The sequence below is a fragment of the Sporosarcina luteola genome (assembly GCF_023715585.1).
In the GTDB taxonomy this organism is placed as follows: Bacteria; Bacillota; Bacilli; order Bacillales_A; family Planococcaceae; genus Sporosarcina; species Sporosarcina luteola_D.
On record NZ_JAMBOK010000002.1, the window covers coordinates 195,014 to 213,972 of the forward strand.

Genomic DNA, 18,959 nt, shown 5'->3' on the forward strand with positions numbered 1-18,959 from the left:
ACGGCTTTCCCGAGCAGAAATCAACCGGGAAATAGAACGCGGGAAATAAGAAAAGGTGCCGAAATAATCCTTCGGCACCTTTTTCATTCAATCACTTTTCATTTCTTTATGTGAAAACGGACATTTCCCGACAATCGGTTCAATATCGTCACCAATGAAGAACTGTTTCCATTCATTATGCGTCGGATCGCCGTAATGGCTAATGTCCGGATGCTTCGGTAATTGATCCCACACTTCGACGCGTTCACGTACCTTTTCGCGGGACATGATGCCGCCTTTTTCAGTGCCCTTCAATCCTTCAAAAATACGTCTAGGTTGGAAGCCAAGCACCATTGATTGGCCTAAATCCCTTGTTTTCCGCTGCTTATAGGCAGGCGCATTTCCGAACACGAAAATCGGTTCTCCGCCAAAATGGAAGTCCCATAAGTAATGATCTGGATCTCGAGGGCTGTCAGCCGGCCATTCCACTTTATCAACGTCATGCAAATACTGCAGAATATCCCAGAATTGCTTCCGGTACGCCTCTAAATCGCTTTCCGTCTCAAAAGGCTCTACGAAGACGAACAGACCATGCCGTTTATGCTGCGGATCCTCAAATAACTTCAAAAATGCATAAAGTGCGGAAGGCAAGTTCGACCAATCCTTCTGCGTCACATAGGCATAACGCAGCTCACCTTTCATTTCTCCGCCCATGCCGAAATAACACGGAAACGTCTTATCCGTCACCGTTTCGCGGAACGTCCGATAACTGTCCAATAACCACTCCGGCAAATCAGACCGGTTTGCAAAATCCTCTTTCGTCAATAACGTATTTGTTCTTTCTTCAATCAATCAATCTTCCCCCCAACCTTTATTTGGTTATCAATTCCCGTAACGGGGAACCCTAAACTACTGGTTTGATTTGACTGGAAGAGGGAATAGGTTTGAAGGATAAAATTAATTTGGAGGATGGACTAATGAGTTCCCCTGTGAACGATAAATCAAAAACGAAGTGCAATACAGAATATGATTCATTAAAGCGAGTCATTCTTTGCCAACCGAAATTCATGGCAATCGAAGATATTATCAACGATACTCAAAAGGCATATGCAGACGAAAACATCGACGTGGAATTGGCGATGAAGCAGCATAGGGAATTCGAAAAGCTGCTCCGTGAACACGGCGTGGAAGTAATTAAACTACCTTCCTCCGAACGATTCCCTGAACAAGTATTCACGAGGGACATCGGATTCACAGTCGGGGAGGAAATATTCGTCTCCGAAATGGCAAGCGATATCCGAAAAGGCGAGGAAGAGGCACTCGAGGAATTTCTCGAGGACGAAAACATTTCATACCAGACGACTATTGATCGGGTCGAAGGCGGAGATGTTATCGTCGATCGCGACAAAGTATATGTCGGCATCAGCAGCCGTACATCAGACGAAGCCGTCCGCAATTTGCAACGCGATTTGCCAAAACACAAAATCATCCGCGTACCATTCAATGAAAAATATTTACACCTGGATTGCGTATTCAACATACTGTCGCCTGAAATCGGACTCATCTTCCCGGATGCACTTTCAGCAGACATGGTCGAAACACTTTCCAACACATATAAATTGATCGAAGTGTCCCCAGAAGAACAATTTACGATGGGCACCAACGTATTATCAATCGGCGGCGGCAAAGTATTCAGCCTCCCGCAGAACGAAAAGGTCAACACCGCCATGCGCGCACACGGATTCGAAGTCATCGAAGTCGACTTCTCCGAAATCATCAAATCCGGCGGCTCCTTCCGCTGCTGCTCCATGCCCCTCGAAAGGGACTAAACCTCACGTGAAGTGAGGTTTTTTGATGGGGTAAATCCCAAAAGCGCATAAAAGCCGATTTTAACGCATAAACCGCTAGAAAAACGCATAAATCCATTCAAAAGCTCATAAATTCATTTAGAAACGCATAAATCGGTTTTTTCGCGCATAAACCGTTGAAGCCACGCATAAACCGTTGAAGCCACGCATAAACCGTTGAAGCCACGCATAAACCAATTGCAGCGCAAATTTACCCCCCTACAAATACAACCCAGCTAGAAAAATGCCCAACGCTTCCTGATAGATTTCACCGAACTGATTAATTGGCAATGGATTAACCCCAAATCCTAGCTCAACGGTGAATCCTGGTCTTCGCCAATCTTGAATGAACCAATCCTTATAGCCGGCGTAACTTTCAATTGTTTGAACCGGCTCATAGCCGCTTACCCGGCTAAATTCATTGGCCATCGTTTCCGACTCCGGCGGCTCCAACCCTTGGAAGCCCCAGTAGATGACCCGGCCTTGTGTATGGAACGCGAGCACCCTTGCAAAGTCCCGTCTCCTTGTCAGGTCTGCCATCGCAATGGCTTCCGGTTCCGAGAGCGGTCGTTCTCCGCTGTAATTACGCGGACCGGGTGTTTTCCGATTACGTGGCTGTTGCCGATCCAATTCCCATAACGCCGGGAACTGATCGTTCAAATCGACGCCTCGAATATTTGCTTTCCAACCAGAGAAATCCATGCTGCCATTGTTCCATTCGACGACTCTAGTTCTCCATGGCTCCGTTTCAGGAGGCCCTTGCTGCACAAGCGTAACGCCGTCGGGATTCACCATAGGGACAATGGACAATGAGGATTGTTGGTACAAAGGGAACGTGGATAATCCGCGTATCGGAATTTGATTCGTAAGGGAAAGCAAATAGTCATTGAGAAAGGTCATAAGGACGGGCGTCGTAATCCATTCATTTGCATGGAAGGAAGCATTGTAATGAACCCGTTTCGGACCCGTTCCAAGTCGGATCTCAGGAATATTCCTTCCGAGCACCGAACTTCCGATTGATGTATTCGAGATGAAGGGATACACAGATTGAAGCCTTCTCAAGTCGTTAATCATCATCGCATAGCTGTACGTCTGCCTTCCGTTGACGAGCCTCCACGTGATACGCAGGGGAACCCGGATTGTCTCCCCGACCCGCAGGCGATTTGGATTGAGCAGTGGATTCGCAAGGAGAATCGCTTCAAGTGAGACATTTCTCCGCTGCGCAATCAACCATAACGTTTCTCCCTGATTGATTTGCACCTCGAATGCCACATACCCCGGAATTCGAATCCGTTGTCCGACAGAGAGAGCCTGCAAGTTTGCATCACGATTCGAATCTATGATCAATTGAAGCGGAAGCCTAAACAACTGGCTATAGTACCAGAGCGAATCTCCCCGCCGCACTGTAATGTCCACGCCATTCCTCCTCTTTAAGAAAGTGCATAATCGATACCAGTATATGAGGAGTGAGCGGGGAAGTACTACTCGCATATTGAATGGATACTTTGACAAGAAATGAATTATACTTTAGAGGATAGCTAGTGGAAAGGTGTAGATGGTTAATGGAGAAGGTAGCATCATTCTTAATGTTTCAAGAGGACAATGCAGAAGAAGCGATGAATTTTTACACATCCCTCATCGAGGATTCGAAAATTACCAGCATTGTTCGATACGGGCCTGGCGAGTCTGGGAAAGAAGGAACTGTCATGCAGGCTACTTTTACGTTAAAAGGGCAAGAATTTATGTGTATTGACAGTAGTGTGAAGCATCAATTTTCATTCACACCTTCATTCTCCATTTTTGTAACTTGTGATACTGAAGAGGAACTTGACAATCTTTATCATGAACTCATCGAAGGTGGATCAGCACTCATGCCGTTAGGGGATTATGGTTTCAGTAAAAAATTCGGATGGTTAAATGACCGCTTCGGGGTTTCATGGCAGCTCAATCTTCCTAACTAATATGAAGCACCTTTGAAGAGCCTGAATCGAGGATTACCTGATAATCTAAGATGAGGGCTTTCAATTTTTTGTGGATAAAATACGTTCATATGTAGCCAAACACTGATAAATTCAAACAAGTCGGTGATAAACGGTATAGAGCCGGTGATAAAGTGCTTCAAGTCGGTGATAAGCAATCGGGAATCGGTGATAAATCCTGCTAAGTCGGTAATAACCTATTCCGCCCATCAAAATAAGGACTACCCGAAGATAGCCCTCACCAATCAAACTTCCGACTCCACAATGTGATGATCATCATGCATCGGACTTTCATACGCAACGAGCGTTACACCCAGCTCATCCTCTAAAGCACTCAATGCCTTCAACTGATCCTCATTCAACTCCGCAAAGAGTTCCCGTTCTGGCATCATTGGAATACACACCCTTTCAAATTTATGGTTAGGGTGTCCAATCGGGGATGGGATATACTAATGCGGACTGGACGCAAAAAAATCCACACAAGCCGAAAGAGCCTCCGTGGATGTAAGCTTGTCCTATTCACTTATCCAACTTGCCAAGGACGATTGACCTTCGCCTTTTTCTTTGGCTGTTTAGCGCCTAATTCAGCCCGCGTCATTCGCTGAGGCTCCATCCCTTTTTCAATGCGTGAACTCACTTCTCTTGAAAGTGTATGAAGGTTAGGTGCTAAAAAAACTCTAGTTGACACGTGGCCACAGTCCGGGCAGTCTGCCATCTCTTTATTGCCGGCCATTGATTTGAAGAACAGCGTAAATTCACCGCAGTCCTTACAACGGAATGTATAACTAGGCAAAATGAGCCCCCCTTATTTCGGCATAATATCCTTATCGAAAATTTTAGTAGGAATTGCGATTGTACAGCAAGCATTCGGAATATCGACAATGCCGTTAATGCGTCCCTCAACCGGTGCGGTACTTAGAAGCATATATGCCTGCTCGCCCGTATACCCGAGAGTCTTCAAATACTCGATTGCATTCAAGCACGCCCTGCGGAACGCGATATTAGCATCCAAATACGTCTGCTGGCCATTGCGATCATCAACCGAAATCCCTTGGAACACGAGATAATCATTATAATTCGGTTCAACCGGACCAGGTTGGAACACAGGGTTTTCAGTAATTTTATACTTCTCCATGCCGCCCTTAATAATGTCCACCTTCAACTCGATCCAGCCGGACATCTCAATCCCGCCGCAGAACGTAATTTCCCCGTCGCCTTGGGAGAAATGAAGATCGCCGACCGATAGCTTCGCCCCGTCGACAAATGTCGGGAAGAAAATCCTAGATCCCTTAGATAAATTCTTAATATCACAGTTTCCACCATTTTCCCGCGGAGGTACTGTACGAGCGCCTTCCTTTGCAATTCTATCAAACTCCGCACCCGATAACGTACCAAGCACAACACTCTCTGGATTCGGAGCATTCGCAAGCGCCGGCACACGGTTCGGATCAGTATCGATCAGTTTTTGTTCCCGGTCATTCCACTTTTGCAAAAGTTCCATAGAAGGGGCTACGCCAATCAAACCTGGATGAATTAGACCTGCAAATTTCACGCCAGGCACATGCCTCGACGTCGTATAAATACCTTCAAAATCCCAAATCGACTTTTGCGCTTCCGGAAACTGGTCCACCAAAAAGCTTCCGCCGTTCTCCTTTGCAAAAATCCCATTAAAACCCCATTCATACCCCTGATGCGCCCCGATATCCAAAATATCGACAACAAGCAAATCACCAGGCTCCGCACCATTTACATACACCGGGCCACTCAAAACATGAACACGCGCAAGATTGACACTTCGGACATCCTCCGCACTATCATTATTTCCAATCTGCCCATCCGTCCATTCCTTACAATCCATCCTAAAAGAAGTACCAGGATCTACAGCAAAAGCAGCAGGAATATCCGGATGCCACCGATTGTGACCCGGATGTGCTTGCTCTTCCATCGGCTTACTCAAATCTAATGCGTACATTGTTTTCGCCATTCCTATTCCCCCAATCATAGATTTTGAATGCGCTTTCATAGTAGCAACAATATATTAAACTGTCAAATTAATATGAAATTTGTAAATTCGCATTTTTAGTTGGAGATGAATAGGAGAATTGGGTGATGGATAGGGACTAGGGAGAACAATAGGGGTTTGTTAATTATTGCGGGGAATAAGAGGATTTACGAGACGAAAGGAAAATCATGAAGGACCATTTTCTTGTTGAATTTTCAAAAGACAATTGGTCGAATTGAGAAAAATGCTACAATGGAAACAGTATCCAGTTAGTGCTTTCGATAAAGAGTCAGGAGGTCTATCGTCAAATGCAAAGTAATGAATAAGTGCTATACGTTTGTAAAGCTTGCCATGAAATGCATGAGGATGAAACAAGCTGCTGTGAAAAATGTGGTTTTGAAAGTATAAGGGTTGTACAAAAATCAAAACTGATTAATTAAGTCAAACGGTGGGGATTTCGAATGACTAAAACTATTCATGTAGTCGGCGCGGTCATACATAACGAAGAAGGCGAGTTCTCTGTGCGAAACGTTCGCGGAATATGACTTTGCCTGGGTATTGGGAATTTCCCGTCGGTAAAATAGAACCAGGTGAAACACCACAGGCTGCTTTGCTTCGCGAAATAAAAGAAGAGCTTCATTGCCAAATTAAAATTGGGGAATTTGTTGAAGATACCACATTTACATACGATCTATTTACGGTGCATTTAGTAACTTATTATGCCGAGATCATTTATGGAACGCCAATTCCATATGAGCATAGTGAAATAAAATGGGTGCCATTCAAAGAACCTAATTCATTACAATGGACGCCTGCAAGTATCCCAGCCATTGAAAGGGTGATACAACAATGCAAGAAGGAATTTATGAGCAATTAATTAATAAAAAAATTAAAGCTGAATTAGACGATCTTCCAGATGTTTTTGCTGTGGAAAAGGAAGAAATAGATGAAGCTGAGGCGAGGGTACTTCTATCGAATTACATTTCATCAGTAACTCGAAATGCTTTATCACATATTCGAGATGGTGGAAATAAGGAAGATGCACTCCTTAGACAAATACAAATTTGTAATGAAATAATTGATGTGCTTCACCAAAAACTAAATGACGATGATTTTGCTAGACTTAAATTAGATGACCATGCAGAAATTCTAACCTCGATTTATAAAACAATTAACACAGCTCAATCCCTGAGTAGGAGAAAGCCGATTAGACCAGTTACACCTTTAACACAGAGCTCTTTATTCACGGGATCACATGCTGAGCCTAACATGTTGGAAGAGTTAAAAAAGGAAATTGCTACTTCTGACGAAATAGAATGGCTTGTTTCATTTATTAAATGGTCTGGTTTGCGGATTATTATCGAGGAGCTTCGTAATTTCACTGAACGTGGCGGCCGTCTCAGGATTATTACGACGTCATATATGGAGGCAACTGATTACAAAGCACTTCAAGAATTAAGCAAGCTGGCTAATACCGAAATTAGGGTTTCGTTAGATAAAGAAAGAACTAGATTACATGCAAAAGCCTATTTGTTTAAACGAAAAACAGGGTTCAGTACAGCGTATATTGGCTCTTCTAACCTTTCTAATCCAGCATTAACTTCGGGACTTGAGTGGAACTTAAAAGTAACGGAAAAAGATTCATTTGATATTATACGAAAGTTCGAAGCGACCTTTGAAGGTTATTGGAATGATGAAGAGTTTAAAAGTCTGTCGGATGATGAAGAAGAAAACTGGTCAAAGGTTCGTCAATCATTGATGAAAGAGCAAGTGGAAGAGACGAAAGAGCAGTATTTCCTCGATATTCGGCCATATCATTATCAGCAAGAAATTCTTGATGAACTAGAAGTTGAACGTACTGTACATGGACATATGAAAAACTTAGTAGTAGCGGCCACAGGGGTTGGTAAAACAGTTATTTCTGCCTTTGATTTCAAGCGTTTTTTGCAGCAAAAGCCGAACGCTAAGTTACTCTTTATTGCCCATCGAGAAGAAATCCTTAAACAAAGTATGTATACGTTCCGTGCTGTTTTAAAAGATGCCAACTTTGGTGAAATGTTTGTAGGTCGTTTTGAACCCACATCATTTGATCAACTATTTATGAGTATTCAAAGCTGGAATAGTAGAAAGATGAAAGAAAAAACTACGGCCGACTTCTATGACTTTATCATTGTGGATGAATTCCACCATGCGACAGCGCCAACGTACCGGACCTTATTAGAGTTTTATGAGCCAACAATTCTGTTGGGACTAACAGCTACTCCTGAACGGATGGATAATCAGAATGTCCTTAGTTATTTTGATGATCGGATCGCATCTGAAATGCGTTTGACGGAAGCGATTGATCGTAAATTGCTTAGCCCTTTTCATTATTTTTGCGTTACCGATAATGTCGATCTCTCGGCTATTACATGGTCAAGAAGAGGGTACGATACTGACGAGCTTACGAATGTTTATACCTCCAACGACCGTCGAAGTGATCTTGTTATCCGTAGCGTCAATAAGTATGTTACTGCGCTAGATCAAGTGAAAGCTTTAGGATTCTGTGTGTCACGCAAAGTATATGGCTTCTTACTTTAACTCAAAGAAAATTCCTTCCATTGCTTTACATGGGGAATCGTCTGATGAGGAGCGGAATACAGCAAAGCGAAAATTAGTATGCGGTGAAATTAAATTTATATTTGTCGTGGATTTATATAATGAGGGAATTGATATTCCAGAAGTCAATACAGTTTTATTCCTGCGACCAACAGAAAGTCTAACTGTTTTTTTACAACAGTTAGGACGAGGGTTGCGCTTGGCTGATGACAAGGAATGTCTAACTGTCCTGGATTTTGTAGGACAAGCTCACGCCGATTATCCCTTCGAAGAAAAGTTTCGCGCCCTTGTCGGAAGGACAAAGCATTCCATCAAACACTATATTGAGAACGGCTTCTTTCATTTACCGAAAGGATCCGTTATTCAAATGGAGAAGCAGGCTAAGGAGTATATTCTACGGAACATAAAAGACGTAAAAAATACAAAGCAAAATTTGATTGCGAAGCTTAAATACTTTGAAGAAGATACAGGGGAAAAGCTTGCGTTATCAAACTTCCTTCAATATCATCATTTAACACTTGCGGATTTTTACGGAAACAGCAGAAATCGCTCATTTGAAAGACTTAAGGTAGAAGCGGGGCTCTCGGAAGATTTTCAAAGTGAGTATGAGGGTACCATTAACCGAAGAATTCAATCGCTTTTTCATTTGGATTCGATTGAATTACTAAAGTTTTTGAAAGGTTATTTGGAATGCGGGTTAATTGAAAATGAAGAGCAACATCTTATGGTGGGAATGCTTTATTATTCTTTTTTCGATACACCGCCAAAGAATCTTGAGTTTACTTCAATGCACGAAGGGGTTCAGCATTTAATCTCAACGCCAGCAATTAGGCGCGAAATTCAACAAGTGCTTGATGTTTGTATCGAAAATATTCGATCGGTAGAAAAGCCATCGCCGTTTGACTATGTATCACCGCTTCGAGTGCATGCACAATACACAACTGATCAAGTGCTCGCTGGATTCGGCTATTTTAATGAAGATGGTAAACCTGCATTTCGGGAAGGGGTCAAATATCTTGAGGACAAACAGACAGATATCTTTTTCATCACCCTTAATAAGTCGGATAAAGACTTCTCGCCTTCCACACAATATGAAGATTACGCCATAAGCGATAAACTGTTTCATTGGCAATCTCAAAATAGAACATCTGATACCAGTCCAACTGGAAAAAGATATATTAACCAACGAAATACGGGGAATAAAATAGCACTATTTGTACGGGAGTATAAACAGATGGAGGGTTATACGGCACCGTTTATTTTCTTAGGAACTGCTGACTATGTCAGTCATCAGGGGAATAAGCCGATTAGTTTTGTTTGGCGGTTGCATGAGGTTATGCCGGCGAAATTAATGCAGGCGGCTAAGTAAGAGTGTTTTATAATAATATTTTCAGCGGTTCGCCTAATTCCAATGCTGCGGATTATTTGAAGGATTATATCCGAAAGACGGAAGAGGTGAGGTTGAAGTGGAATTCGTTTAATCTAACAACTGCAGAATGGAGAGAGTTGTTCTAATTGTTTGGGATAATGCTAGAAGTAGGAACGTACGTGTGGTAAAATAAATGAATAATAGAATAGGTGACTCAAGGATGATCGGCCATTTTCCCGTGAAGGGAGGTGGTCGATATGACAGTATTCGAAGCGCAGATGCTTGTATATACATTCGCAGCACTAGTCGTAGCAATATTGTCATTTAACCATAAAAAATAACCCATCCTTGAGTTAGCCGCTCTGATGGGTTATTCCTGTCAACGCCGATCCCCTTAGGGAACCTACGCTATCATATTGACCGTTCAATGCGCAATCATTGGGCGGTCTTTTTTACTATATTCATTATCTACCCTTATTATACGTATTCTATTCGAGTTGTTCAAGTCGTAAGAAATACACCAGAATACTGGCTGCTCAAATTTTGTTTCAAAAAATAATTTTGGCGCAATGTACCCTTTTTGGCCCCTTGCCGGTGGAAGGGTTTTATTTTCCGGAGTAAGTGCCATGTCAATTAACGATCAGCTTTGAATAAAGGACTTTCGGGATAGTTGTAGAATGTCTACTTTAGACGATGCGATTGGAGGATTTGTATGAAAAGCTTAAGTGGGTATACGTTGCATTTCGTATTGCTATTGGTACCGTTCGTTTATGGATTTTTCGTAAATGTAATGGTGATTCCTTTATTTCCTTTTATCATGCAATTTGTACTTTTAGTATTTTGGTTCTATGTAGGTGCTCAATTTTCTAAATTGGATATGCCTGTTTGGAAGAGTTTTATGATGGGGAATTCCGTTTGGTTGATTTCGTTCATCTTGTTTGTTTGGCAGTTTGTCGTGCTGGATGGAGCTTCTAGAAGTATGGATTTGGCAATGTTATCGCAACACTATATGCTGGCATTTGTTTATGGGGCAGCTAGAATGTTGCCATTCCTCAGTAACGGGACGACGATTATGTTTTGTGCATATATCTTGATGTTAATTACATTCACATTTGGATTTTTGGTAATGAAGAGAAGGAGTTACGGGATAACAGTGGTTCCTAAACAATCTATAGAATGAAATTCCTCGTATTGTCATTTCTCCATAAAAAATAACCCATCCTTGAGGCAGCCTCTCCGATGGGTTATTTATATATATATGCGATCCCTTTAGGGGACCTACGCTATGATATTCACTTTTTCTTCATACATAGCCAACGCCTGTTGCAATGAAAGCTGTTGCTCTTCATTCAAAGGGATCATTGGCAAGCGGACTCCGCCGACAGGAATTCCTTTCAGATTCAAAGCCGCTTTGACAGGTGATGGGTTGGGGGCTGCAAAGAGTGCTTTCATCATAGGCACTAGTCTGCGGTGGTTGCTTGCCGCTTCTGCGGTATTGCCTATTTTGAAGTTTCGGATCATCGTTTGCATTTCATTCCCCAGCACATGGGCTGATACAGAAACGACTCCTGTGCCGCCGATTGCTAATACTGGAAGTGTCAATGCATCATCGCCGCTGTATAATGAAAAACTTGGTGGTGTTTGCTCGATAATTTTGGCCATTGCCTCTAAATTGCCGCTCGCCTCTTTGATGGAAACGATGTTTGGTATTTTGGAAAGGCGTACGACTGTATCGACATCGATGTTGACAACAGTGCGTCCAGGAACATTGTACAGCATGACCGGTAAAGAAGTTGCCGCCGCAATTGTCGTGAAGTGCTGATAGATCCCTTCTTGGCAAGGATTGTTATAGTACGGAGTGACTAGCATGATTGCGTCGACACCTACATCCTCTGCCAGCATTGTCAGTTCAATCGACTCTCTCGTGTTGTTAGAGCCTGTACCGGCAATGACCGGGACTCTTCCGTTTACAACTTCCACTGTGTACCTGAATAAATTGACCTTTTCTTCACTTGTTAATGTCGGTGATTCACCGGTCGTACCTGAAACGACCAAGCTGTCGGATCCATTGGCGATCAAATGATTGATCAGGTTCCGTGTGGCATCAAAATCAATTTCACCGTTTGCGTCGAAAGGTGTTACCATTGCAGTTACGATTTGTCCAAAGTTCATTAGTTCTCCACTCCTATAATTAATTTTTTTGAAAAAATTAGAGGGGAGAGGGCGGTTTGAAAATGAACGCAAAAAGCAACAACGAGGGCTCGTTGTTGCTTGAAATAATAACTAAATTATTTCATTGCATAAGATAGCCCTCCATATAGTTTCCTATATGACAATCCTGGACTTGTTCAACCCAGAACCAGCTTCGAGATAAATGAGCCTCTCTCCACTTCGGCAAATTCCCCTTTCCACAACCTTCATAGGATCTCATCATCCTCCGATTGTATACTGATGGTCTTTGCGCCTCTATCCTTACTTCAAAACTTGCGAAATAAGATATTGTTAAATTAACTATCAGTTTACATACAACCCGATTCAATTGCAAGTGAAAAATGAAAATAAAATGAATTTAATATTTTGGTGCCTATTTTGGTGCCTGTGCACGACACAATTCAGATAATGCACTACAATTGTATATCGCAGAAAAGGGAAGCCAATGAATTCAACAATTCGTAGGCTTCCCGCTGTATTTCTATTCAAGTTAATGAATTGTCATAAATGCACCATGCACAGGCACCCACACAATTCTTGCACAATTCAATCAGCGGTTTTGAATTTGACGTCGCCGACGCCGATGTCGACTGTAATGTCGATGATGACGTCTGCGCCCCCGAAGGCTTCGTTGACATACTCACCGTCTTTTTGCATGGTGAAATCTTTCAAATCTACGTTTCCAATTCCTTTCGAGACGTTTAGCCTAACGCCAGTATTTTTAGGGAGGATGATGGTTACATCTCCAACACCCAAGTCCATATCGGCCCGGAAACCTTTTTTCCAATCGCCGCTCATGTCGATAACCGATTCACCGACGCCACTATCGACTGATAGGCTGTTCAGTTGAAGACCTTTCAGATTCAATGTTGAAGTTGAAACGCCCATGTCAACGTCCAAGTTGATTGGAATCTCATTCGTTAGCTGGAGGTCCCACTCGTTTTTTAATTTTCGTTTATTGAAACCGAATGTTGTCTTTGAGCCTTGTTTGATTTTGACGTAGCCGACATCCTTCTTTTTCTTATACGTAACTTTTGGTTCAAGTTTTTTGTGATTGTAGGTGAATTCACCACTGACCCATTCCGGGGAACCACCTTGGATGAATAGCTTGCCAATCCCGAAGTCGATGTCCACATCCAGAGCATCAGCATTGTCTTTCTCAATCAAAATTTCCTCATTCCCGCTAGCTTTAGCAAACCATTTGTTATACCCGTAGATGCCGAAAACGACTAGAAAACCCGTCAGCAATGCAATTCCTAATACCTTATTCATTTTCATTCTCCTTCTGCCCCATTTTATTCTATTCTACCTTATTCAATTGAAAAACTTACCAGTCGTATGATTGATTTTCACATACGTCTTAGGACTGAGCCGAAATGCATCTTACGCTCGGGTCTACATGTTTTGTCCCGCCTATTAATATATTGGATAAAAGAGCGACGGAAGGATGAGGAAATGAGGCGGGTTCTTCTATATTCAGCAACTGTCTTCGCAGGAATTTTGCTTGGCATCATCATTACGGTCCTAATGGAATCCTAACAAGTCATGATGAAAAAATAGAACCTGCGGCAGCTGCTGCAGGTTCTGTTTTATGTACCCTTTTTCAACTAAAATAGAAAAAACTGTACACTTTCCTCTTGTCCTGTCGATAAACCGACGTACTATACGGTAACGGGGGAATGGTGAGTAATGAGCATAGCTAATCCGCCATCCCTTGCCAATCAAAGGGGAGGAGGTATGGACATGTCATTATTTTTTGAGGATGAAATAGAAAAAGTGAAGAGGAAAGTCGGTCCTTCGGGATTAAAGGAAATGATGTCGCAGGATCCCCGTTTAAATGGACAGTTGGATGAACTTCGTGCATTTCAGCGTAGGTATAAGGCGGAACAGCGCGAGGCATCTCGCAGACGGCAGACGTATTATTATCATGCATGAAATCAATACATCCCGCCAATCAGTTAGTCGATTGGCGGGATGTCCTGTAGACTAGGGGAACACAAGACCTAAGGCAACTGCCATAGATTCTGTTTTTCGGGGAAGCTTACTGGAGGAGGTTTGCTTTCTTTTCGACTGCTTGGACAACGTCGTCAATCGACATGCCCTTCATCGTAATGACTGGGAAGTTGAATTCATGTGTATCCCCTTCATTGATAGCCCGGACAACGCCGATATCGTAGCCGGTGACATCTTCATCCGTGGTAAACATTTTCGCTTCATATCCTTTTGCCATGAGTGCATTCATGACGTCTTCATACGGTTGTTCAACAGCAATTCTCACCATTTCCAAATTCCTCCTTTCCCCTCTTTGTTCAACCTCACCTATACAGTTCCCTGTATTTTTCAATTTATGAATGCAGTTCTTAATGTGAATCCATTTGAATTGGGTATACCAAGGGTAAAGTAGCTTTTATTCATAATGGAGAAGCGAATCCCTATGTTGTAAGATGAGGATTAGAACTAACGCGATGTAAAATATGGAAAGTAGGGAATAGGAAATGATTCATAAAATCGGGCAAATTATGTTGTATGTAAACAATCAAGACGAATCAAAAGCGTTTTGGACTGAAAAAGTCGGTTTCACTGTGCTCTCGGAAGAAGACAACGGCCATGGGGTGAAGTGGATTGAAATTGCACCGACTGCAGAGGCGGAAACGAGCATCGTTCTGCATAATAAAGAGCTGGTCGCAAAAATGGAGCCTGAATTGAATCTTGCACCTCCTTCACTTCTATTATTCACGGAAAACTTGGATGCTCTTTATGAAGACCTCAAAAGCAAACAAGTAAAAGTCGGTGAATTGGTCACGATGCCTACAGGCAGAGTGTTCAACTTTGCTGACAATGAAGATAATTATTTTGCTGTATTGGAAAAGAAATAAATCCCTTTTAATTTCGAAGCGGACATCTTATGAAACGGGAGTTGAAGACGATGACAGAGAGAAAAGGGTTCGGATGGCGTTTCGATAATAGCTATACCCGTCTACCGGATACGTTCTATGCGGAAACTAATCCTGAAGAAGCGCCTTCACCGGAATTGGTTGTATTTAATCATCCCTTGGCGGAATCGCTCGGTCTGGATGCCGAGTTATTGGAAAGCGAAGAAGGGGCAGAGATTTTTGCAGGAAATATGATACCTGAAGGTGCAGAACCGATTGCGCAAGCATATGCCGGACACCAATTCGGCCATTTTACAATGCTCGGGGATGGACGGGCAGTGCTGCTTGGCGAGCAGATGACACCTGAAGACAAGCGGTTCGATATTCAGCTGAAAGGTTCAGGCAAGACGCCGTTTTCCAGGGGCGGCGATGGCCGTGCGGGACTTGGACCGATGCTGCGCGAATTCATCATTAGTGAGGCGATGCATGCACTCGGCATCCCAACGACGCGGAGTCTTGCGGTTGCTGTGACGGGAGCACCCGTCTATCGTGAGGAGACACTCGAAGGAGCTGTTTTGACGCGTGTTGCGGCAAGCCACATCCGTGTCGGCACGTTCCAGTACGCAGCCGCGCGCCAAGTCGCAGATGATTTACGGACGCTCGCGGATTATACAATTGAAAGACATTATCCGGAAGTGGCGAAGGATCCGAATCCTTACGTATCATTGCTGCAAAAAGTGATGGGAATGCAAGCGTCGTTAATTGCCAAATGGCAGCTGGTCGGTTTCATTCACGGCGTCATGAATACGGATAATATGACAATCAGCGGCGAAACGATCGACTATGGGCCGTGCGCCTTCATGGACACTTATGACCCGGCGACCGTCTTCAGTTCCATCGATCGACAAGGCCGCTATGCGTATGGCAATCAACCCGGAATTGCAGAATGGAATCTTTCACGATTCGCCGAAACGCTTTTACCGCTCTTCCATGAAGACCAGGAAAAAGCTGTCCACATCGCGCAACAAGCGCTTTCTGGGTATGCAAGGCTGTATTATGGCCATTGGCTTATAGGAATGCGAAGCAAGCTCGGTTTATTCAATGAAGAAGAGCATGACGAAGCGCTCGTGAAGGATCTGTTACAGATAATGAAGGACAATCAAGCGGATTACACGAATACGTTCCGAGCATTGACAATCGGCGATTTGAACGCGTTGCCGATGTGCAAGACGCCGGAGTTCGACGAATGGCATTCCCGCTGGAAATCGCGGCTAGAAAGGCAGCAGGAATCGGAGGCTGCCGTTAAACAGCTTATGCAAGAGAACAATCCATCCATTATTCCGCGCAACCATCGTGTGGAAGAAGCGTTGAAAGCCGCAACTGAAGGAGACTTCAGCGTAATGGAAGAATTGCTGAATGCACTTGAAAACCCATACGCCTACTCGGTCGAACAAGAAAAATACGTCGCACCTTCAGCGGCGACAACCCCATACAGGACATTCTGCGGGACATAAAAATGGCAATGCTCATAAATCTGTATAAATGATCATAAATCGTGGCAAGCGCTCAAAAATCCGGATAAGTGCTTATAAAACCTTGCATGCGCTCATAAACCGATTTAAGTGATCATAAATCGCTATACTCGCTCATAAATCTAATTACGATAATTATTAACATCAAAAAGAGACCAAACCTATAATGGATTTGGTCTTTTTTTCAACCGTATAATCAAACGTATGTTCGTCTTCCCTCCAAAAAAAATTATTGCTTCCGCAAATAAAGTGGATCAAAGAAAATCTCATATCCCTCATGAATTGTCGATACGCCAAACCGTGAATGGTAATGGGCGATGGACGTCATCAAATATTCCTCCGTCACCTCAAGATGCGTGCACACTTCCTCAACTGTCTTAAAACCCTCTTCATAGCATTCGATCAATTTATCCAACGAGACGATTTTTTCATATCCCCATCTCCTCGCAGCCAGCTCTAATTTCAAATTCGTGAGCTTCTGAAGATCCGTAATATCTCCATACGTCGTTTCATAATGGCCGATTTCCTCCGCTAAAATGCAATGCTTTTCATAATGGCTCCGATTTTTATCAATGAGTACGACTTCGTCCATATAAAGGCCGGCAAGACCGGATGGGAGTGTTTTGACTTCCTTGATGACCAAATGGGGGTATTGGGCAATCAGGGATTCATAGGTCATGGAACCACCTCACTTTCGTTGAGACTTGATGAATTGGATGTATTTTTTTATGTCCGCCAGCTCTTCCTCGGTCAGGTCATCATCGATATGGGCGGCGATCGTTTCAACTGTAGATGGCTTTTCCGGCATTTTCAACCCAAGCATTTGATCCAATGAAACATGGAATGTCTCCGCAATCGCCTTGATCATCCTCGTTTTCGGCTCGATTGAATCGGACTCCCACTTCGATACCATCCCTTTTGTAATCGAGAGACCTAGCTTTTGATTGATCCGATCGGCAAATTCCTCTTGGGACAATTCATGTGCGCTCCGGATCTTTTTAATTTCGCGGCCTATTGAATACATCATGAAACCCCCTGTTCGTTATAGTTATTATATACCAAAGTTTCTTGGCTGACAACTAAGTAGTTGCAAGTGAAACTAAGGCGTGGTAAAGTATGGCTAATAGGTTTCATTAGTGAAACCACCATAAGGGGTGATTGATATGTTGAAGGAGGAAATGGAACATGGAGTGAAAGGTTATCACTGGATGATCTACAGTGTAAAAGTCATCCGCATTGGGAGATCTTTTTATTTTCCTAAAAAGGAGGATGGCCATGGCTACTAAAGAGCTGCTAAGTTATTTTTTGACACAGGGCCCGTTTGCCGTCCTATTCGTATGGCTGTTTTGGTATCAAGTGAAAAGCAGTGAATCCAGGGAGAAGCGTAATCAGTTTTTATTGGAAGCGATGGCACACAAATATGATGAGATTGTGGAAGAACTACGAGATGTAAAAGAGCGGTTGCCGAGAGAATAGGAATGGAAAAGGAAGAATGCCAAGAAAAGCCTGTGCATCAACTACTGCACAGGCGCTTATACATATCCGAATTAATCGCCAAAATATTCATTCGTCAAATCACCATTCACCCCGATAGCAGCCGCACTCCCGGTTCCCGCAGCAATGACAAGCTGAGCAGGGACAATATGGGCGACGTCCCCAGCGGCATAGACATTCCACACATTCGTCCTGCCGTATCCATCGGTTTGGATGCCGCCGTATTTATTCAACTCACAGCCGAGCTCTTCGGCGAACGGATTGCAATGGCTCCAAAGGGGCGTGACAAACCCGCCGGCGCGTTCAATGAGCGTCCCGTCCTCCAGGCAGATCCCTTTCAGCTGGCCATTTTCACCCTCCAATGACGCAATTGCATCTTCATAAACTTGGATGCCTTTCGCGAGCAGCTTCTCACATTCATCCGACTCGAGCCGTCCTTCGCCATTCGTGAACACTGCCAAATCTTTGCTCCAAACAAAAACTTCCTTTGCCAGCTTATACACATTTTTATCTGCAATGACGGCAAGCGGTTTGTCACGAAGCTCCCATCCGTCGCAGTACGGACAGCTGAACATGCTCGTCCCATAGAACTTTTCGATGTTCGGGATGTTCGGCTGCTCGTCCTTCAAGCCTGTCGCCAAGATGATTTTAATCGTTTGAAAGCTGTTGCCTTCTGCAGTTTCCAGTTCAAAATGGTTGTTTTCCAGCTTTTTAATAGCAGCAACCTTTTCACTTTTAATCTCCACGGACGGATAGTTGCCGATATCCCGATGAGCAAGCCGTCTGAACTCGTCAGGAAGGATGCCGTCGCGTGTAATGAATCCATGGGCTTCGCGCGTCACCCGGTTCCGGGCTTGATTATTATCAAAAAGCAGCACATTTCTTCTCGCTCGTCCAAGCACGAGGGCGGCGTTCAAGCCAGCCGGTCCGCCGCCGACAATGACACAGTCATACATCATGAAACCATTCATCCTTTTTAGTAGAAGTTTACCCTTGCAGAATAAAAATAAGCGTCACACCCAGTTAACTTTCATGAAAGGAGGCGGCCGTACTTATATTGGATTAAGGGAGGGAT

At 43.5% G+C, this 18,959-nt stretch carries 21 protein-coding genes, 1 pseudogene and 1 riboswitch; of the genes and pseudogenes, 11 read left to right on the top strand and 11 right to left on the bottom strand.

Going from position 1 to position 18,959, the window contains the following annotated elements:
- Positions 1-87: 87 nt before the first annotated feature.
- On the bottom strand, positions 88-828 hold the full coding sequence (locus tag M3193_RS11280) for a YqcI/YcgG family protein (RefSeq protein ID WP_251628278.1): 741 nt from the start codon (positions 826-828) through the stop codon (positions 88-90).
- Positions 829-956: 128 nt separating this feature from the next.
- On the opposite strand from M3193_RS11280, the gene M3193_RS11285 reads away from it, so the two are divergent.
- Positions 957-1,808, top strand: coding sequence for a dimethylarginine dimethylaminohydrolase family protein (locus M3193_RS11285; RefSeq protein ID WP_251628285.1), 852 nt, complete (start codon positions 957-959; stop codon positions 1,806-1,808).
- Positions 1,809-2,045: 237 nt separating this feature from the next.
- On the opposite strand, the gene M3193_RS11290 is transcribed toward M3193_RS11285, so the two are convergent.
- Entirely contained in the window at positions 2,046-3,242 is a 1,197-nt protein-coding gene (locus tag M3193_RS11290; protein WP_251627703.1) for a M14 family metallopeptidase, read from the bottom strand.
- A 146-nt stretch (positions 3,243-3,388) separates the two neighbouring features.
- Here M3193_RS11290 and M3193_RS11295 point away from each other — a divergent pair, with 146 nt between their 5' ends.
- The gene (locus M3193_RS11295; RefSeq protein WP_251627705.1) at positions 3,389-3,787 is read left to right on the top strand and encodes a VOC family protein; all 399 of its coding nucleotides are present in this window, start codon (positions 3,389-3,391) and stop codon (positions 3,785-3,787) included.
- A 263-nt stretch (positions 3,788-4,050) separates the two neighbouring features.
- Here the strand turns inward: M3193_RS11295 and M3193_RS11300 are convergent, their stop codons facing one another.
- The 3 genes from M3193_RS11300 to fmdA all read right to left on the bottom strand — a co-directional run bounded on the left by M3193_RS11300 (position 4,051) and on the right by fmdA (position 5,789).
- Positions 4,051-4,197, bottom strand: a complete 147-nt coding sequence (locus M3193_RS11300; protein ID WP_251627707.1) for a hypothetical protein — start codon at positions 4,195-4,197, stop codon at positions 4,051-4,053.
- A gap of 131 nt (positions 4,198-4,328) precedes the next feature.
- Positions 4,329-4,598: an FmdB family zinc ribbon protein gene (locus M3193_RS11305; protein ID WP_251627709.1), complete on the bottom strand. Its 270-nt coding sequence runs from the start codon at positions 4,596-4,598 to the stop codon at positions 4,329-4,331.
- A gap of 12 nt (positions 4,599-4,610) precedes the next feature.
- The gene (gene fmdA / locus M3193_RS11310; RefSeq protein ID WP_251627711.1) at positions 4,611-5,789 is read right to left on the bottom strand and encodes a formamidase; all 1,179 of its coding nucleotides are present in this window, start codon (positions 5,787-5,789) and stop codon (positions 4,611-4,613) included.
- A 565-nt stretch (positions 5,790-6,354) separates the two neighbouring features.
- On the opposite strand from fmdA, the gene M3193_RS11315 reads away from it, so the two are divergent.
- From M3193_RS11315 to M3193_RS11330, 4 genes and pseudogenes are all read left to right on the top strand, one after another.
- A complete protein-coding gene (locus M3193_RS11315) occupies positions 6,355-6,684 on the top strand; it encodes a (deoxy)nucleoside triphosphate pyrophosphohydrolase (protein ID WP_353056402.1) in 330 nt (109 codons plus the stop codon).
- Positions 6,657-9,774 (top strand): annotated as a pseudogene (locus M3193_RS11320) (DUF3427 domain-containing protein). Before M3193_RS11315 ends, M3193_RS11320 begins: the two are co-directional and overlap by 28 nt.
- Before the next feature lie 2 nt (positions 9,775-9,776).
- On the top strand, positions 9,777-9,920 hold the full coding sequence (locus tag M3193_RS11325; RefSeq protein ID WP_251627712.1) for a hypothetical protein: 144 nt from the start codon (positions 9,777-9,779) through the stop codon (positions 9,918-9,920).
- A gap of 566 nt (positions 9,921-10,486) precedes the next feature.
- Complete coding sequence (locus M3193_RS11330) at positions 10,487-10,954, top strand: hypothetical protein (RefSeq protein ID WP_251627714.1); 468 nt, start codon at positions 10,487-10,489, stop codon at positions 10,952-10,954.
- Between the two features lie 98 nt (positions 10,955-11,052).
- On the opposite strand, the gene dapA is transcribed toward M3193_RS11330, so the two are convergent.
- Positions 11,053-11,946 carry a 4-hydroxy-tetrahydrodipicolinate synthase gene (dapA, locus tag M3193_RS11335; RefSeq protein ID WP_251627716.1) on the bottom strand — a complete coding sequence of 298 codons (894 nt, stop codon included), beginning with the start codon at positions 11,944-11,946 and terminating at the stop codon, positions 11,053-11,055.
- A gap of 126 nt (positions 11,947-12,072) precedes the next feature.
- Positions 12,073-12,251, bottom strand: a riboswitch (Lysine riboswitch).
- A 280-nt stretch (positions 12,252-12,531) separates the two neighbouring features.
- Positions 12,532-13,257, bottom strand: coding sequence for a toast rack family protein (locus tag M3193_RS11340; protein ID WP_251627718.1), 726 nt, complete (start codon positions 13,255-13,257; stop codon positions 12,532-12,534).
- A gap of 471 nt (positions 13,258-13,728) precedes the next feature.
- On the opposite strand from M3193_RS11340, the gene M3193_RS11345 reads away from it, so the two are divergent.
- Positions 13,729-13,920, top strand: coding sequence for a hypothetical protein (locus M3193_RS11345; protein WP_251627720.1), 192 nt, complete (start codon positions 13,729-13,731; stop codon positions 13,918-13,920).
- 106 nt (positions 13,921-14,026) lie between these two features.
- Here the strand turns inward: M3193_RS11345 and M3193_RS11350 are convergent, their stop codons facing one another.
- Positions 14,027-14,266 (bottom strand): YkuS family protein, encoded by a 240-nt coding sequence (locus tag M3193_RS11350; protein WP_251627722.1) that lies wholly within the window; start codon positions 14,264-14,266, stop codon positions 14,027-14,029.
- Between the two features lie 214 nt (positions 14,267-14,480).
- Here M3193_RS11350 and M3193_RS11355 point away from each other — a divergent pair, with 214 nt between their 5' ends.
- A complete protein-coding gene (locus tag M3193_RS11355; protein ID WP_251627724.1) occupies positions 14,481-14,861 on the top strand; it encodes a VOC family protein in 381 nt (126 codons plus the stop codon).
- A gap of 50 nt (positions 14,862-14,911) precedes the next feature.
- Positions 14,912-16,372 carry a protein adenylyltransferase SelO gene (locus tag M3193_RS11360; RefSeq protein ID WP_251627726.1) on the top strand — a complete coding sequence of 487 codons (1,461 nt, stop codon included), beginning with the start codon at positions 14,912-14,914 and terminating at the stop codon, positions 16,370-16,372.
- Positions 16,373-16,619: 247 nt separating this feature from the next.
- Here M3193_RS11360 and M3193_RS11365 read toward each other — a convergent pair whose 3' ends face one another.
- Together M3193_RS11365 and M3193_RS11370 are read right to left on the bottom strand one after the other, a co-directional pair.
- Positions 16,620-17,069 (bottom strand): ImmA/IrrE family metallo-endopeptidase, encoded by a 450-nt coding sequence (locus M3193_RS11365; protein WP_251627728.1) that lies wholly within the window; start codon positions 17,067-17,069, stop codon positions 16,620-16,622.
- A 9-nt stretch (positions 17,070-17,078) separates the two neighbouring features.
- Positions 17,079-17,414 (bottom strand): helix-turn-helix domain-containing protein, encoded by a 336-nt coding sequence (locus M3193_RS11370; protein WP_251627730.1) that lies wholly within the window; start codon positions 17,412-17,414, stop codon positions 17,079-17,081.
- Between the two features lie 139 nt (positions 17,415-17,553).
- On the opposite strand from M3193_RS11370, the gene M3193_RS16740 reads away from it, so the two are divergent.
- Positions 17,554-17,676 (top strand): hypothetical protein, encoded by a 123-nt coding sequence (locus M3193_RS16740; RefSeq protein WP_285851964.1) that lies wholly within the window; start codon positions 17,554-17,556, stop codon positions 17,674-17,676.
- Positions 17,666-17,866, top strand: a complete 201-nt coding sequence (locus tag M3193_RS11375; RefSeq protein ID WP_251627739.1) for a BhlA/UviB family holin-like peptide — start codon at positions 17,666-17,668, stop codon at positions 17,864-17,866. Before M3193_RS16740 ends, M3193_RS11375 begins: the two co-directional genes overlap by 11 nt.
- Before the next feature lie 71 nt (positions 17,867-17,937).
- Here the strand turns inward: M3193_RS11375 and M3193_RS11380 are convergent, their stop codons facing one another.
- On the bottom strand, positions 17,938-18,843 hold the full coding sequence (locus tag M3193_RS11380) for an NAD(P)/FAD-dependent oxidoreductase (RefSeq protein ID WP_251627741.1): 906 nt from the start codon (positions 18,841-18,843) through the stop codon (positions 17,938-17,940).
- Between the last annotated feature and the right edge of the window lie 116 nt (positions 18,844-18,959).